The organism is Pontixanthobacter aquaemixtae (assembly GCF_009827395.1).
Lineage (GTDB): Bacteria > Pseudomonadota > Alphaproteobacteria > Sphingomonadales > Sphingomonadaceae > Pontixanthobacter > Pontixanthobacter aquaemixtae.
Genome location: NZ_WTYX01000001.1, coordinates 1,398,705 through 1,413,548 on the forward strand (window position 1 = coordinate 1,398,705; position 14,844 = coordinate 1,413,548).

The following is a 14,844-nucleotide window of genomic DNA, read 5'->3' on the forward strand; positions in this document are numbered from 1 at the left end:
GCCCCCTCACAAAAACTGTGATCACTCCGGCGGGGTTACCCCGTGGCGCTCAAGAAAGGCGAAGATCGTGTTCCACATATGCGGGCTGATATTCTCGCCCGAAACGCGGTGGGTGTAACCGGGGTAGAGCATCATCTCGAAGGGAATATTGCCTTCCTGCAGAACCGAAATCAGCTCTGAAGAATTCTCGAACACCACATTGTCATCCGCCATTCCGTGGATCAGCAGCAAAGGATCGCTGATTTTCGCGGCGTCGGGAATCGCGCTGGCTTTCTCATAGGCATCTGGCACCAAGTTCGGATCGCCCATGAAGCGTTCGGTATAGTGGGTATCATAAAGTTCCCACTTGGTGACAGGTGCGCCCGAAATACCGGCGGCATAGAGCCCCGGATCGGCCTGCATCTGTTTCAGCGTCATATAGCCGCCATAGGACCAGCCATAGAGCGCGACCTTGTCCGGATCGACGAAATCGAGAGTCTTTAGATAGTTCGCGCCTTCGCGCTGGTCATCCACCTCGACGCCGCCCATCGCGTGATAGAGCGGCTGCTCGAAGGCAACCCCGCGATTGGCCGAGCCGCGATTGTCCAGCTCGAACCAGATATATCCCGCATCGACCACCGCCTGCTGCAACGCGCCGTCCCAACCATTGTGGACGATTTGCGGGCCCGGGCCGCTATAGTGATAATAGAACACAGGATACTTCTTGCCCGGCTCCATCTCCGGCGTGACCATCTTCCAATAGAGATCGGTTTCGCCGTCGGCAGCCTTAATTGTGCCGAACTGCGCCGGACGATGGCTCGCAAGGTGCGAAGCGTAGGGATGGTCGGCGTTGAGCGCGTTTTCTTCCACCCATGCGAGACGGTTGCCGCTCTCATCCGCGAGATAGGTCTGCGCAGGCTGGCTATGGTTTGATCGTGTGATCAGAAGCGTCTGGGCCGCCTTGTCCATCTTCGCACTATGGGTGAAACCGGGCTCGGTCAGGCGCAAACGCGGTTCGTCAGGCGAGAAAACCGTGCTTGCCACATAAATATGCTTCTCAAGAACGCCTTCGACCGCTTCGTAATACACCGCCGCATATCTGCCATCGACGCCTACCAGTTCGGTCACCGGTTCGTCATCCTTGGTCAGCTGGGTCCATTTGCTGCCGTTGAAGTGATAGAGCTGGCCGACGCCGCTGCGCTCGCTCCACCAGATCAGCTCCCCGCCTTCCAGAAATTTGTAATTGTCCGACAGGTTGATCCAGTAATCCTCCGCCGCCGCTTTTTCGGTGAACCAGATCTCGCTCGCCCCTGTCGCCGGATCGACTTTCAGCATGTCCAGCACCGTCTGCTCGCGGTTTTGCCGCTGGACATAGAGCATGCCATCGGGCGCCCAATCGACGCGCGCGAGGTAGATATCGGTTTCCTCGCCCAGATCGACCTTCACCCGGTTGCCGCCATCGGGGTCCATCACGAACAAATCGACAATCGCATTGTCGCTGCCCGCCACCGGGTAGCGTTGATCGAAAACCTTGGTGCCGGTTGCGCCGATGGCTGCGCGGGTGACGACGCCCACGCCTTCCTCGTCAGTCCGCTGGACCGCGATGCGCGTGTCGTCGGGGTTCCACCAGTAACCGGTCATCCGGCCCATTTCTTCCTGCGCGACGAACTCCGCCTCTCCCCAGCGGATGGTATCGCCTTCCTTGGGAGTAATCGGCGCGGCGTCTTTGCCAATCTCGCCAACCCACAGCTGCCGATCGCGGATGAAAGACACATATTTGCCGGTGTCGCTGAGAACCGGATTCAGCTCGCTTTCTTCGGTATCGGTCAGGCGCGTGACGCTTGCTCCGTCCGGGCCGCCGATTTTGGCCAGATAGAGATCGCCATCAAGCGGCACGAGCACGCCCGATCCGTCTGCGGTCCATTGATAGGAAATAATCCCTTTGAGATTGCCAACCCGCGCGCGCTCGCGCTGCATCTTTTCATCTTCAGACAGCTCGCGGCCGGAGCCGAGTTTCTCCGAATCGACCAGCATGGTCCACGCACCGCTTTCGCGGTCATAGCCCCACAGATCGTAACGCTCGCGATCATCCTCGCGATTGCGCAGCAGGGTGAGGTAACGCCCATCGGGTGACAGCTTCGCCTGGCGCGGGCTGGCCCCGTCGAGAGAGGGGCTGGCGAAAACGCGTTCGAAAGTCAGATCGGCCGATGTATCCTGTTCGACGGTCATTGTGTGATCGTCTGCATGGGCGGGTGTGGCAAAAGCAAGCGAAGCGGCTGCGGCAAGCAATAGGCGCATATCAATTTAGAACCCCTGTGTTTCGTCATTGCGAGCGTAGCGAAGCAATCCAGAGTATCAAGCGCTTACGCTGGATTGCCGCGTCGCCTAGCGGCTCCTCGCAATGACGAGCACCATAGAAAAAGGGCGCCCCGGCCAAACCGGAACGCCCTTTTTCTATTTCGCTATTGCCAGGATTAGCTCTTAGGAGCGTTGACCCGACGCTCCGCGATGCGCGCACTCTTACCGGTGCGGCCACGCAGATAATACAGCTTCGCGCGGCGCACGACACCGCGGCGGACCACGGTGATGCTGTCCACGATTGGCGCGTAAAGCGGGAATACGCGTTCCACACCTTCGCCAAAGCTGATCTTGCGGACGGTGAAGTTGCTGCCCATGCCGCGATTGCTGCGAGCGATGCACACACCTTCGAAATTCTGGATACGCTCGCGCGTACCTTCGATAACTTTCACGCCTACGCGAATTGTATCGCCGGCCTGAAATTCAGGGATATCTTTCCCCAATGCGCCGATTGCTTCGGCTTCCAGTTCTTGAATCAGGTTCATTGACCCGAGTCCTTCTATTTCCCGCCGCGCGCCAGAGGCAGGTCAGTCCCGATCGCCATTGTAGCGATCCCAAAGGTCTGGCCTGCGTAACCGAGTATGATCTTCGGACATTTGCTTGCGCCATGCCGCGATCTTCGCATGATCCCCCGATCGCAGCACTTCGGGGATCGTGCGCCCTTCCCATTCCTGAGGTCGGGTATATTGAGGGTACTCCAGCAGTCCTTCTTCGAAAGACTCCTCGGTACCGCTCGAAGCCGCGCCCATTACGCCGGGAAGCAGCCGAATGCAAGCATCAAGTATTATCAAGGCCGCCGGTTCTCCGCCGGAGAGCACGATGTCGCCAACGCTGACTTCCTCGATCTCCCGCCCTTCGAATACGCGCTCGTCAAATCCCTCGAACCGGCCGCACAGAATTGTCACCCCCGGCCCATCGGACAATTCGCGGATACGAGTTTGAGAAATCGGCTTTCCGCGCGGTGTCATGGCAAGGATCGGTGCCATGGGCTGCATGCGCTTCGCATGATCAACTGCAGCAGCGAGAACATCCACCTTAAGCACCATCCCAGCACCGCCGCCCGCTGGCGTATCATCGACATTCTTGTGCTTGTCCGTCGCAAAATCGCGGATCTGGATAGTATCAAGCGACCACTTCTGCTCCTCCAACGCCCGCCCCGCGAGCGAAAGCCGCAGCGGCCCGGGAAACATCTCCGGATAGAGAGTGAGTATGGTGGCGGCGAAGGTCATAATTCAGCGTATCGATCTTTCAGCTCGGCCTTTTTTCGTCTGCGCTGATCCATCCATCCACAAACTGCGATTATTGCGCCCGCCGGAATCCAGACAATCATACCGATGTCGAAGAAAAGGAAGTCGAACAATCCACTCACCATCTCAAAAAATGTTATCTTGGTTGGGAGAATTACGGACAAAAGGAGAGTCCAGAACACCGCCGGAAATGCAATGGCACCAATCAGCCGGGCAACAGGCCGTAAGTTCGCACAAAACTCGTTAAGGAGCACAATCACGACCACGCCCGGAACTGCGTAAGCTGCGATCGGAAGCAACCAATCTATGGGCTGCGTCGAATACGGCGCAGGCTCCTCATGTGCCGTCGCTGGAGATGCCAACAGGAACAGCGCTGACATGAAAAGTAGCCTCTTCATCTCAACTCCCCCTTCCTTCGCCCGCACTCCAACGCCTATATCTCGGCGAAGTCGGCGTTCACCACAAGGCGTTTCTCGTCCCACTCGATCACCGCCTGTTTGGTCATCGGGATCATGAACTTCTTGCCGTTCGGCTTTTCGATCTCGATCACGTCCTGCGCGCCGAAATTCTCAACCGCGCAGACGGTGCCGAGTTCTTCACCCCCATCGGAAACCGCCGCAAGGCCCAGCAAATCGGCGTGGTAATATTCGCCCTCGCCCAATTCGGGCAAAGCATCGCGGGCAATGGTCAGGACGGTGCTGCGCAGGGCCTCGGCTGCATTGCGGTCGGTGACTTCGGCAAAGCGCGCAATCGCGCCGCCTTTATTGTCATCGCGGATTTTTTTGAGAGTGAGCGTTCCGTCGTTGAACGCCTTGTGCTGTTTGAGCGCGGCTATTCCTTCGCCAAACAGTTTCAGACGGACTTCGCCCGTCACCCCGTGCGCGCCCGATATGGCAGCGAGGGTGACGGGCTGATCCTGTGACAAAGGGCTTAGCCTTCTGCCTTGTCTTCAGAAGCTTCGTCGGCAACCGGGCCGCCTTCGGCAACTTCTTCAGCAATCGCAGCTTTGTCTTCTGCCGATGCTTCTTCGGGTGCATCGGTTGCGGCTTCAGCAACAGCTTCTGCTGTTTCTTCGGTCTTTACCGAACCGGTTGCATCGTTCTCTGTGCTATCCGCATCGGTTTCAGCAGAAGCGTTCTTCGCTTCTTCTTCGGCTTCTTTGGCAGCAGCTGCTTTTTCAGCCTTCTCTTCCAAACGCTCTGTGGCTTTTTCGCCAGGCTTTGCCTTGTTCGGGTTGTTGCGAGCAGCACGCTCGCGGATGCCGGCCGCGTCAAGGAAGCGCGCAACACGGTCCGAAGGCTGTGCGCCAACACCGAGCCAGTATTTCGCGCGGTCTTCGTCCAGCTTTACGCGGTTTTCGTCATCCTTCGCGAGCAGCGGGTTATAAGTACCGATCTGCTCGAGATAACGGCCGTCGCGCGGCTTGCGGCTGTCAGCGGCCACGATGCGATAGTAAGGGCGCTTTTTCGCGCCGCCACGGGAAAGACGTAGTGCAATTGCCATGATGTATTCCTTCTTTAAATCAAATATCTGTAATCACTAAATTTTCTAATCTATTTCTTGGGCCCGCCGAGGCCGGGGAGACCCGGCGGCAATCCGCCGCCCGGACCGCCAAGCCCGGGCATGGCCGCATCGAGGCCGCCCTTGCCGAACATGGCGGCAAGCCCTTTCAGGCCGCCCATTTTCTTGATCTGCTTCATCGCGCGCGACATCTCCTTGTACATTTTAAGGAGCTTATTCACGTCCTGAACGTCCTTGCCCGCGCCCGCTGCAATGCGCCGTTTGCGCTTGGCATTGAGCAAGGCGGGATTGGCGCGCTCTTTCGGAGTCATCGACCCGATAATCGCGTCCATATGGACCAGAACCTTGTCGTCCATCCCGCTATTGGCCATCGCCGCTTTGGCTTTCTTCATGCCGGGCATCATGCCCGCCAGCATGCCCAGCCCGCCCATATTGTTCATTTGCTGAAGCTGCGTGCGCAGATCGTTGAGATCGAACTGCCCCTTCGCCATCCGCTTGGCGAGCGCTTCTGCATCTTCTTCCTTGATCGTTGCCGCGGCCTTTTCGACCAGCGAAACAACATCGCCCATGCCCAGAATGCGGTCGGCAACACGTTTGGGGTGGAATGTCTCCAACGCATCGAGCTTCTCGCCGGTACCGGCAAATTTGATCGGTTTGCCGGTCACGTGGCGCATAGACAGCGCCGCACCGCCGCGCGCATCGCCGTCCATCCGGGTTAGGATCACACCGGTCAGCGGTACTTCCTCGGTAAAGCTTTTCGCGACGTTGACCGCGTCCTGGCCGGTCAGGCTGTCGACCACCAGCAGCACTTCGGTCGGCGCCGAGATCGCTGACACCGCTTTCATTTCGGCCATCAGCGCTTCATCGACATGCAGACGGCCTGCCGTATCGAGCAGCAGCACATCGGCTGCCTGCAATTTCGCCGCATCGAGTGCGCGGCGGGCAATATCAACCGGCTGCTGGCCCGCGACAATCGGCAAGGTTGCGCATTCGATCTGCTCGCCCAGCACCGCAAGCTGTTCCTGCGCAGCAGGGCGATTGACGTCGAGCGACGCCATCATCGATTTCTTGCCGTGTTTCTCTTTAAGGAACTTGGCGAGCTTGGCGGTCGAAGTTGTTTTACCCGAGCCTTGCAGACCGACCATCATGATCACAACCGGCGGTTTGGCTTCGAGAGTGAGCGGAACGCTTTCCTCTCCGCCCAGCATTTCGACCAATTCGTCGGAAACGATTTTGACGACCTGCTGCCCCGGCGTGACCGATTTCAAAACTTCTGCGCCGATGGCTTTTTCCGTAACCGCATCGATAAAGCGGCGGACCACAGGCAATGCGACATCGGCTTCGAGCAAAGCAATGCGGACTTCGCGCATTGCATCGCGAACATCCTGTTCCTTCAGCGCGCCGCGACCGCGCAGGCCATCGAACACACCCGAAAGGCGGTCTGACAAGCTGTCGAACATAACGCTTCACTCCTATGTTGATGCCCCTGAAATAGGAACGCCAACGCCAAATGCCAAAAACGCCGGCGGACGAAACCTCGTCGGCCAGCGTGCGGATTCCAAAAGGAACACGACTTTTTTCAAATTCCATTTCGCTGTATTTTGGTTCAGGTCGCAGGCGAAAATTGTGCTTCGCGAGAACCGGCGCGCAGTGGGCATACAGCCCATGAGCACCGGAAGCGCAGCGAAGCGCGATTTGCAGCCCGTCCTGAAACAAAAGACGGTGAAATGGTGGAGCCTAGCGGGATCGAACCGCTGACCTCAACACTGCCAGTGTTGCGCTCTCCCAGCTGAGCTAAGGCCCCGTGCCATTTTGTTTCCCACTCGAAAGTGAGAGGTGGCCCTTTATGAGCCGCCGCGCCCATTTGCAAGCGGGTTTCTTGGCACGGTGTTTTTTGTTTGGCCTCAAGCGCCGGCGTTCGCATCCGCTCACTTGGCTATCCTCGCTTTCGCTCCCTAACGGTCGCTTCGCAGCGGGCGCGCAGTCGCGCTTGCGGCCCACTGAAAGTGGACCGACCCATTCCCGGCCATTTCGGTATCGCGATGATCCGGTTCGCGACTAGCGAACCGCAAGGCCGACCGGCCGCCCGAGCTTATGCGAGGTAGCCAAGCGAGCCGGATGGCTCGCGCCCGGCGACTGAGGGCTAAAACGAATTAAGTATCATCATTCCCGTCATCGTCGCCCTTGCCCTTGGATACGGCAAGGTCGTCGCTGTCGTCGCCAAGATCGACGTCTGCGTCGGGACGGTTTTCGTCCTCGTCGACATCGCTCAGCTCATCATCCTCATCCGCCAGATCGCTATCGGCGTCGCCTTTCTTCTTCTCGTCATCGAAAGGAATAGGCTGTTTCGTTTTCAGAACCGGCTCCGGCTCCCACTCTTCACCGCATTCAATGCAAGTGGCGGGCTCGTCTTTGCCCAGATCGTAGAAGCGAGTGCCGCATTTCGGGCAAGTACGCTTTGTGCCCCATTCTGGCTTGACCATTATAAATCCTTACGTGCTGTCCAGATTAGCTATCTGGAGCGAAAAATCTTCACTGCTTATTGGGGTCCGGCCCCGTGAAATCAAGTGCCGGAATCAGTGCGGGCGCGCCTTGCCATAGGGTATGTGCGCTGTCAAAGCCCTGTTGAACAAGCCGCCGCAATCGAAAGCAGTCCGTGACCGACACCCCAACCTCCAAACGCTTTGCACCGATTGGCCCGCTGACCGGCACCATCCGCGTGCCCGGCGACAAGTCGATCAGCCACCGCGCCTTGATGTTTGGCGCGCTGGCGGTGGGCGAAACCAAAGTCACCGGCCTGCTGGAAGGGCACGATGTTCTCGCCACGGCGGAGGCTTTGCGCATAATGGGCGCGACTATCGAACGCTTCGATGACGGGAGTTGGTCGATTCACGGCGTAGGCGTAGGCGGATTGCTACAACCCGCACAGGCGCTCGATATGGGCAATAGCGGCACCTCAACCCGCCTGCTGATGGGCCTGATCGCCAGCCACGCTATCACCGCGAATTTCACCGGCGATGCCAGCCTGTCAGGCCGCCCGATGGGCCGCGTTATCGATCCGCTCAGCCAGATGGGCGCGCGCTTTGAACCCAGCCCGGGCGGAACATTGCCGCTGATGATGAAAGGCAGCTTCCCCACTGTACCGATAAGCTACCGGCTGCCGGTTGCATCGGCACAGGTCAAAAGTGCCATTTTGCTGGCGGGCCTGAACACACCGGGCATCACCACCGTGATCGAGCCGGTCCCGACACGCGACCATACAGAACGGATGCTCAAGGGGTTTGGCGCGGATCTAACTGTCGAGGAAGTGGATGGCGAGCGAGTGATCCGCATTCGCGGCGATGCCGAATTGACGCCGCAGACGATCACCGTTCCGGGCGATCCATCCTCCGCTGCATTCTTCATCGTCGCGGCGCTGCTGGTAGAGGGCAGCGATCTCACGATTGAGAATGTCGGCCTTAACCCGACGCGCGCGGGCCTGATCACCGTTTTGCAGCAGATGGGCGGCGATATTGAATTGCTGAACGAACGCGAAGTCGGCGGCGAGCCGGTTGCCGATTTGCGAGTTCAGCACTCCCAATTGCGCGGAATCGATGTCGATCCCGCAATCGCGCCCAGCATGATTGACGAATTTCCGGTTCTGTTTGTGGCCGCGGCCAATGCACAGGGAACCACCACCACCAGCGGCTTGCACGAATTGCGCGTGAAAGAAAGCGACCGCCTGTCCGCCATGGCGGCGGCGCTGACTTCGGTTGGCGCGCGATTGAAAGAGCTGGAAGACGGATTGGTCATCGCCGGATCCGGCGGCGAGCCTTTGCGCGGAACCGGCAATGAATTGATCACCACCCATCTCGACCACCGCATTGCCATGAGCATGGCGGTGGCAGGATTGGCGAGCAAAGACGGCGTCGAAGTCGACGATACACGGCCCATCGCCACCAGCTTTCCCGATTTCGAGCAATTGTTGGAAGGCGCGGCCCGTGGCTGATCTCACCATGCCGCCACTCGATTGGGCGACGCTGGTCGGATTTGTCGGCATGGCCTGCATCATCGCCGCCTATGCCTATGTAACGGGCAAGGACAAACCCGATCCGTTCATCCTCCACGGCACCAATCTGCTCGGGGCGGCACTGCTTACGGTTTCCTTGCTGGTCCATACAAACCTGCCCAGCCTCGTGCTCGAGGCATTTTGGGCGGCCATCGCGATCTGGGGGCTGACCAAGGCATTTCTGGCGCGGAGGAAAGCGTCGTGATCATCGCCATCGACGGCCCCACTGCCAGCGGGAAAGGCACGTTGTCCAAACAGATCGCAGCGCATTTTGGCTTGCCGCATTTGGATACCGGCCTGCTTTATCGCGCGGTCGGGCGGCAGGTCATTCTCAATGGTGGTGATCCAGACAATCCTTCGGATGCCTTGGCTGCGGTCGCCTTTCCCGATGAACTGCTCGACGATCCGGTGCTGCGCAACGAAGCCACCGGCAGTCTGGCCAGCCGCGCTTCGGTACACCCCGATGTTCGCAAAGCCCTGTTCGAGCGCCAACGCGACTTTGCCTTGCAGGATGGCGGTGCGGTGCTGGACGGGCGCGATATCGGGACGGTGATCGCACCCGATGCCGACGTGAAGCTGTTCATCACCGCAAGCGTGGCAGCGCGCGCCAAGCGGCGCTTTGCCGAAATGCAGCAGCGCGGTGTCTCCATTACGCTTGAGGAGATTGTCGCCGATCTGGAACGCAGGGACGCGCGCGATACCGGCCGCAAAGACGCGCCGCTCATGGCCGCAGATGACGCCTTCACAATCGACACGTCCGATCTGGGCATCGAAGATGCCTTTGCCGCCGCGCTGGAAGCGATTGAGACGGCGAGCAGCAATTAGAGCTGTCCTACATCCAACCAAATCGCCTAGCTGGACGGATGCCCGTGCATCGTCCTTCTCGTCACCAAACCACCCGCAAATCACGCCTCACAGATTTTCTCTCTTGGACAGCGGTCCATGTGGTCCATGTCTTGGCTGACGCCCTCGGGCAGCTGACCGTAAATCGCTTGCATTTCCCCCGCGTCTGCCCTAGGCGCGCGCCCGTTCTCGCAATCTCCCGCAATATTGGTGGTTGAAAGGACCTCTATGTTGGCATCCGGCCACATGGAGACGTCGGCCTCTTGCCCCGCTAGCCTTCGCAATGGTGCGTTGGAGGCGGTTTAAGACCCCGGACAACCGGTGGCCGGTAACTCACATACTCAGGGATACCCCTACTCTATGGCAACTTCAGCCAACCCAACGCGCTCGGATTTTGAAGCGCTTCTCAACGAACAACTCGGTGGTGCAGAAGATGGCGGTTTCGAAGGCCGCGTCGTTAAAGGCACCGTAACCGCAATCGAAAACGGCAAGGCCGTTGTCGATGTAGGCCTCAAAAGCGAAGGCCGCATCGATCTCAAAGAATTTGCGCGTGGCGATGACGACCACGGCCTGACTGTCGGCGCAGAAGTCGAAGTCTATGTCGACCGTGTCGAAAATGCCGACGGCGAAGCCATGCTCAGCCGCGACCGCGCCCGCCGCGAAGCCGCTTGGGACAAGCTCGAAAACGAATTTGGCGAAAATGCCCGCGTAAACGGCCGCATCTTTGGCCGCGTCAAAGGCGGCTTCACAGTCGATCTTGACGGCGCCGTGGCCTTCCTGCCCGGCAGCCAAGTCGATATCCGCCCTGTACGTGACATCACCCCGCTGATGGACATCGAACAGCCATTCCAGATCCTCAAGATGGATCGCCGCCGCGGCAACATTGTTGTTTCGCGTCGTTCGATCCTCGAAGAAACCCGTGCGGAACAGCGCAGCGAACTGATCGGCGATCTGAGCGAAGGCCAGGTCATCGATGGTGTGGTCAAGAACATCACCGATTACGGTGCGTTTGTTGATCTGGGCGGCATTGACGGCCTGCTCCACGTCACCGACATGAGCTACAAGCGGGTCAACCACCCCAGCGAAATCATCGAAATCGGCCAGACCGTTACCGTACAGATCGTTCGCATCAACAGCGAAACACAGCGCATCAGCCTGGGCATGAAGCAGCTGGAAAGCGATCCATGGGATGGCGTTGGCGCGAAATATCCGATTGGCGCGAAGCTGACCGGTACTGTCACCAACATCACCGAATATGGTGCGTTCGTGGAACTGGAAGCCGGCATCGAAGGCCTGGTCCACGTTTCCGAAATGTCGTGGACGAAGAAGAATGTTCACCCCGGCAAGATCGTTTCGACATCGCAAGAAGTCGAAGTGCTGGTTCTCGAAGTGGACAGCGAAAAGCGCCGCATCTCGCTCGGCCTCAAGCAAGCTCAGGGCAATCCTTGGGAAGAATTCGCCGAGAAGAACCCAGTGGGCTCGACAGTTACCGGCGAAGTCAAGAACGCGACCGAATTCGGTCTGTTCATCGGCCTCGAAGGCGACGTGGACGGCATGGTTCACATGTCCGACATCGCGTGGGGCATTTCGGGCGAAGACGCATTGGCGCTGCACCGCAAGGGTGAAGAAGTCCAGGCGATCGTTCTCGATGTCGACACCGATAAAGAGCGTATCAGCCTTGGCATGAAGCAGCTCGAAAAAGGCGCTCCATCGGCAGAAGGTGCCGCTGGTGGCGGCTTGAAGCGTGGCGACGTTGTAACCGTAACTGTCCTCGAAGTTCGCGATGGCGGCCTCGAAGTGCAGGCTGGCGACGATGGCGCAACCGGCTTCATCAAGCGTTCGGACCTCGGCCGTGATCGTGACGAGCAACGCCCTGACCGCTTCCAGGCGGGCAACAAGGTCGATGCGATGGTCACCGGTTTCGACCGTTCGAAGAAGCCGAACTTCTCGATCAAAGCGCGTCAGATCTCCGAAGAGAAGGAAGCAGTGGAGCAGTTCGGTTCATCCGATTCGGGCGCATCACTCGGCGACATTCTCGGCGAAGCTCTGAAGAAGGGCGATTAATTCGTTTTAGTCCCTCAATCGGCGGGCGGAATGCATCCGCATTCCTTGCCTGCCTCGCATAAGCTCGGGCGGCCAGTCGGCCTTGCGGTCGGCTGTCGCCGCCCGGGATTGCGAAACTTTTTATGGCCGGGAATGAACCGGCCCGCCAACGGACGGACCGCAAGGCCAACCGGCCGCCCGCAGCGAAGCGACCGTCAGGGAGCGAAAGCGAGGATAGCCAAGGCTGCGGACGCAGCCGCCGGCGCTTGAGGCCAATCAAGAACGCCGGGCCTTTCCTACTTTGGGCACCTGCCCTACACTGGCGGCATGCTACAAATTCATCAATTCCCGTGCCTGTCTGACAATTACGGATATCTCGTCCACGATCCCGCCAGCGGAGAGACAACCTGCATCGATACGCCCGATGCCAAGGAATATCTCAAACAGGCCGAGGCAAAAGGGTGGACCATCACCCATATCTGGAACACCCATTGGCATCCCGATCATGCGGGCGGGAACGAGGAAATCAAAGCTGCCACCGGCTGCACCGTCTTTGGCCCTGCCGAAGTTGAGAAAATCGCAAAGCCCGATGTGGTAATCAAACATGGCGATACGGTTTCGCTGGGCGCATTCACCGGCGATGTAATCGATGTTGGCGGTCATACAAACGGCCATATCGCGATCCACATTGCCGAGGCTGGCGTTGCCTTTGTGGGCGACGCGGTGTTTGCCCTTGGCTGCGGCAGAATGTTCGAGGGGACACCCGATCAGTTCTGGGCCAGCCTGGAGCGGATCAAAGCCCTCCCCGCCGACACGATGCTCTACTGCGCGCATGAATATACGCAGGCGAATGCGAAATTCGCGGTCCATGCCGATCCGGACAATTCCGCCCTCGCCGATTATGCGGCAGAGATTGATCGCAAACGCGCACAAGGTTCACCGACCGTGCCCATGCCGCTGTCGCGCGAATTGGAGACCAATCCCTTTCTGCGCGCTGACGAAGCAGTGCTCGCCGCGAAATGGGGCGGTGATACGCCTGCTGAAACTTTCGCAGCTCTGAGAGCGGGCAAAGACAACTTCTAGAAAGTGGTATAAATGAAGCCGGTCGAAATCGTCCTTCTGCACGGACCGCTTGTCGGGCCAGCCTCCGTCGAACCGACCCGGCAGGAATTACAGTCCAGAGGCTTGACCGTCGTGGTGCCAAAACCGGCGAACGATCAAGCAAACATTGCTTGGCGCGATTGGCCCGCGAGCCTGACGGATCGCTTGCCAAAACTCGATCTGCCGGTTTTTGTTGGACACAGCATGGGGAGTCTCCTCGCTGCACGAATGGCTGCCGACTACGCGGAATGCGGCATGATATGCCTAGACGGCGACATTCCGTGTTTGAACGGACCTACACCGCCTGTTGCCGCCAGCTTTCGTCCAATCATCGAAGGATTACCGCAAAGTGACAGACTGCTGCCACCATGGCATAAATGGTGGCCAAGCGATCCCTTTCAGGGCTGGCCCGTAACCGATGCGGAAAAGGCCCGCGTCAGCGCCGACATCCCGCAATTGCGTTTCGATTGGTTCGACGACAGCTTTATCATGCCGAACTGGGATCATGCCGCTAAGGGCTTCATTCAACTGAACGCGTGGTTCGACGAGGAATCCAAGCGCGCAGAGAAACTTGGCTTTCCGGTAGAGCGGATCGAAGGGACACATCTCCACCCCGCTGTTGCCCCCGTGGAAACCGCCGATGCGATCATTGCCTGCATCGCGCGAATGGAGCGGCCCAACTGATGAAGGCTTTGCGCGTATCACACCTATCCTCTGACCTATCAGGCGTTGAGCTGGCCGAAATGTCCATGCCCGAACGCAAGACCGGCGAAGTCTTGGTGCGCGTCCGGGCTGCATCGCTCAATTTCCCTGACCTGTTGATGACGCGCGGGGAATATCAGTTCAAACCGGAGCCGCCTTTCACTTTGGGAATGGAAATGGCGGGCGAGGTGGTCGAGGCCGATCCCGATAGCGGCTTTGCCGCGGGCGACCGTGTGATGGGCGGCGCTAAGACCGGCAGCATGGCGGAGTTCCTCTCGGTACCCGCTCGCGCGCTTGCGCCGCTCCCGGATGGGCTCGATTTCGAGAAAGGCGCGGCGATGGGCGCGGCCTATCAAACCGCATATACCGCGCTTGTCGAACAAGGCGGTGTGCAAGCGGGCCAATGGGTGCTGGTGCATGGCGCAAGCGGCGGGGTGGCGCTTGCCGCTGTTGATCTGGCCAAGGCGCTGGGCGCGAAAGTGATCGCGGCGTCCGGTTCACCGCAAAAGCTTCCGCGAATTGCCGAACTTTACGCCCCTGATGCAACCATCGAAAGCGTCGGCCGGTTTCGCGATCAGGTCTCCGAAATTACTGGCGGCACGCTATGCGATCTTGTCTGCGAGCCGGTTGGCGGCGACATTTTCGATGAAAGCACGCGCTGCGTCGCCTTTGGCGGAAAACTGCTGGTGGTGGGTTTCGCCGGAGGGCGCATCGCCGACATCGCGACCAATATTCCGCTGATCAAAGGTTTTTCCGTGGTGGGCGTACGCGCAGGCGAATATGCGCGGCGTTTCCCCGAGCGCGGCAAACGTATCAAAGACGAAGTTGCCCGCATGGCCAGCAGTGGGCAAATCAGCCCCGCCATCGACCGCACATTGCCCCTGTCCCGATGGCGCGAAGCTTTCGAAGCCATGGCGGGCCGGGAACTGGTCGGGAAAGTAATCCTCATCCCCGGGCAATAGACACAAAAAAGGCGGCCACTCGGGCCGCCCTTTTCATATC

15 protein-coding genes and 1 tRNA gene are annotated in these 14,844 nt (G+C 59.0%); 7 read left to right on the plus strand and 9 right to left on the minus strand.

The genetic code is table 11. The features are described from left to right. Positions 1-21: 21 nt before the first annotated feature. The 9 genes from GRI41_RS06710 to GRI41_RS06750 all read right to left on the minus strand — a co-directional run bounded on the left by GRI41_RS06710 (position 22) and on the right by GRI41_RS06750 (position 7,588). Complete coding sequence (locus GRI41_RS06710; RefSeq protein WP_160603957.1) at positions 22-2,277, minus strand: S9 family peptidase; 2,256 nt, start codon at positions 2,275-2,277, stop codon at positions 22-24. Between the two features lie 176 nt (positions 2,278-2,453). After that, on the minus strand, positions 2,454-2,822 hold the full coding sequence (gene rplS, locus GRI41_RS06715; RefSeq protein WP_160603958.1) for a 50S ribosomal protein L19: 369 nt from the start codon (positions 2,820-2,822) through the stop codon (positions 2,454-2,456). 42 nt (positions 2,823-2,864) lie between these two features. Next, a complete protein-coding gene (gene trmD / locus GRI41_RS06720; RefSeq protein ID WP_160603959.1) occupies positions 2,865-3,566 on the minus strand; it encodes a tRNA (guanosine(37)-N1)-methyltransferase TrmD in 702 nt (233 codons plus the stop codon). Beyond that, positions 3,563-3,964 (minus strand): hypothetical protein, encoded by a 402-nt coding sequence (locus tag GRI41_RS06725; protein ID WP_160603960.1) that lies wholly within the window; start codon positions 3,962-3,964, stop codon positions 3,563-3,565. The genes trmD and GRI41_RS06725 overlap by 4 nt, the downstream gene beginning before the upstream one ends. A gap of 53 nt (positions 3,965-4,017) precedes the next feature. After that, entirely contained in the window at positions 4,018-4,509 is a 492-nt protein-coding gene (gene rimM, locus GRI41_RS06730) for a ribosome maturation factor RimM (protein WP_160603961.1), read from the minus strand. Positions 4,510-4,514: 5 nt separating this feature from the next. Further along, positions 4,515-5,087 (minus strand): 30S ribosomal protein S16, encoded by a 573-nt coding sequence (gene rpsP / locus GRI41_RS06735; protein ID WP_160603962.1) that lies wholly within the window; start codon positions 5,085-5,087, stop codon positions 4,515-4,517. A gap of 50 nt (positions 5,088-5,137) precedes the next feature. Continuing rightward, entirely contained in the window at positions 5,138-6,565 is a 1,428-nt protein-coding gene (gene ffh, locus GRI41_RS06740; RefSeq protein ID WP_160603963.1) for a signal recognition particle protein, read from the minus strand. Between the two features lie 268 nt (positions 6,566-6,833). After that, positions 6,834-6,909, minus strand: a tRNA-Ala gene (locus GRI41_RS06745). 349 nt (positions 6,910-7,258) lie between these two features. Next, positions 7,259-7,588 (minus strand): TIGR02300 family protein, encoded by a 330-nt coding sequence (locus tag GRI41_RS06750; RefSeq protein ID WP_160603964.1) that lies wholly within the window; start codon positions 7,586-7,588, stop codon positions 7,259-7,261. A 173-nt stretch (positions 7,589-7,761) separates the two neighbouring features. Between GRI41_RS06750 and aroA the strand changes: the two genes are divergently transcribed. From aroA to GRI41_RS06785, 7 genes are all read left to right on the plus strand, one after another. Continuing rightward, positions 7,762-9,093: a 3-phosphoshikimate 1-carboxyvinyltransferase gene (gene aroA, locus GRI41_RS06755; protein WP_160603965.1), complete on the plus strand. Its 1,332-nt coding sequence runs from the start codon at positions 7,762-7,764 to the stop codon at positions 9,091-9,093. Positions 9,094-9,100: 7 nt separating this feature from the next. Next, positions 9,101-9,358: a CBU_0592 family membrane protein gene (locus GRI41_RS06760; protein ID WP_160604668.1), complete on the plus strand. Its 258-nt coding sequence runs from the start codon at positions 9,101-9,103 to the stop codon at positions 9,356-9,358. Beyond that, on the plus strand, positions 9,355-9,978 hold the full coding sequence (locus GRI41_RS06765) for a (d)CMP kinase (protein WP_160603966.1): 624 nt from the start codon (positions 9,355-9,357) through the stop codon (positions 9,976-9,978). The genes GRI41_RS06760 and GRI41_RS06765 overlap by 4 nt, the downstream gene beginning before the upstream one ends. A 378-nt stretch (positions 9,979-10,356) precedes the next feature. Next, on the plus strand, positions 10,357-12,060 hold the full coding sequence (rpsA, locus tag GRI41_RS06770) for a 30S ribosomal protein S1 (protein ID WP_160603967.1): 1,704 nt from the start codon (positions 10,357-10,359) through the stop codon (positions 12,058-12,060). 306 nt (positions 12,061-12,366) lie between these two features. Then, on the plus strand, positions 12,367-13,122 hold the full coding sequence (gene gloB / locus GRI41_RS06775; protein ID WP_160603968.1) for a hydroxyacylglutathione hydrolase: 756 nt from the start codon (positions 12,367-12,369) through the stop codon (positions 13,120-13,122). Positions 13,123-13,134: 12 nt separating this feature from the next. Beyond that, positions 13,135-13,824 (plus strand): alpha/beta hydrolase, encoded by a 690-nt coding sequence (locus tag GRI41_RS06780; protein ID WP_160603969.1) that lies wholly within the window; start codon positions 13,135-13,137, stop codon positions 13,822-13,824. Then, a complete protein-coding gene (locus GRI41_RS06785) occupies positions 13,824-14,804 on the plus strand; it encodes an NADPH:quinone oxidoreductase family protein (RefSeq protein ID WP_160603970.1) in 981 nt (326 codons plus the stop codon). The genes GRI41_RS06780 and GRI41_RS06785 overlap by 1 nt, the downstream gene beginning before the upstream one ends. The last annotated feature ends 40 nt before the right edge of the window (positions 14,805-14,844 follow it).